Annotated in this window: 1 protein-coding gene; it reads left to right on the top strand. The window is 68.6% G+C overall.

What is annotated here, in order from left to right; genetic code table 11:
- Positions 1-856 (top strand): efflux transporter outer membrane subunit (locus ACPYOI_RS35825; RefSeq protein ID WP_481424143.1); only part of this gene is annotated, 856 nt, incomplete at both ends.

Below are 856 nucleotides of genomic sequence, written 5' to 3' on the forward strand. Positions count from 1 at the left end.
CGGCGCCACCAACACCTCCGAGGGCGATGCCAATATCTCCTGGCTGCTCGATCTCTTCGGCCAGTACCGCCGTTCGAAGGAAAGCGCGCTTGCCTCGCTCGATTCGGCCTATGCCACCGCCGACGTCGCCCGCCTCGCCTTCCTGCAGGATCTCATCTCCTCCTATATCGACGCCCGCTTCTTCCAGGAGCGCCTCGCGCTGTCGAAGGACAACCTGCGCTCGCGCCAGGAAACCTACGAGCTCACCCAGTTCCAGCTGGAAGCCGGTGCCGCCTCGCGCCTCGATGTCGTCCAGGCCGAGGGCCTGGTGCAGTCGACGCAGGCCGAAATCCCCGGGCTCGAAACCAACTTCCGTGTCGCCGCCCATCACATCGCCACGCTGCTCGGCCTGCCGGCCCCGGCGCTGCTGAGCGAACTGCAGAAGGGTGCTGCCCAGCCGATCTACCGCGCCGGCATCATCTCCGGCATTCCGGCCGACCTGATCCGCAACCGTCCCGACATCCGCCGGGCCGAGCGCGATCTCGCCGCCGCCACCGCCAATATCGGCGTCGCCCAGTCGCAGCTTTATCCGACGATCGCGCTCTCCGGCTCGATCTCGCCGTCCTGGGTCAACCCGGCCGGCGGCAAGGGCGGCGGCCTGACCACCTGGTCGTTCGGCCCGACGCTCACCCTGCCGATCTTCGACGGCGGCCGCCTGCGCGCCAACGTCGACATCGCCCGGTCCGACGCCAAGACGGCCTATCTCGCCTGGAAGCAGACGGTGCTGAAGGCCGTCGAAGAGGTGGAGAACGCGCTGTCGGCGGTGCGCCGCGACGCCCAGACGGTCGAAGCACTGCGCGCCAACGTCAAGACGACG

The sequence above is a fragment of the Rhizobium sp. SVR5-2C genome (genome assembly GCF_056755115.1).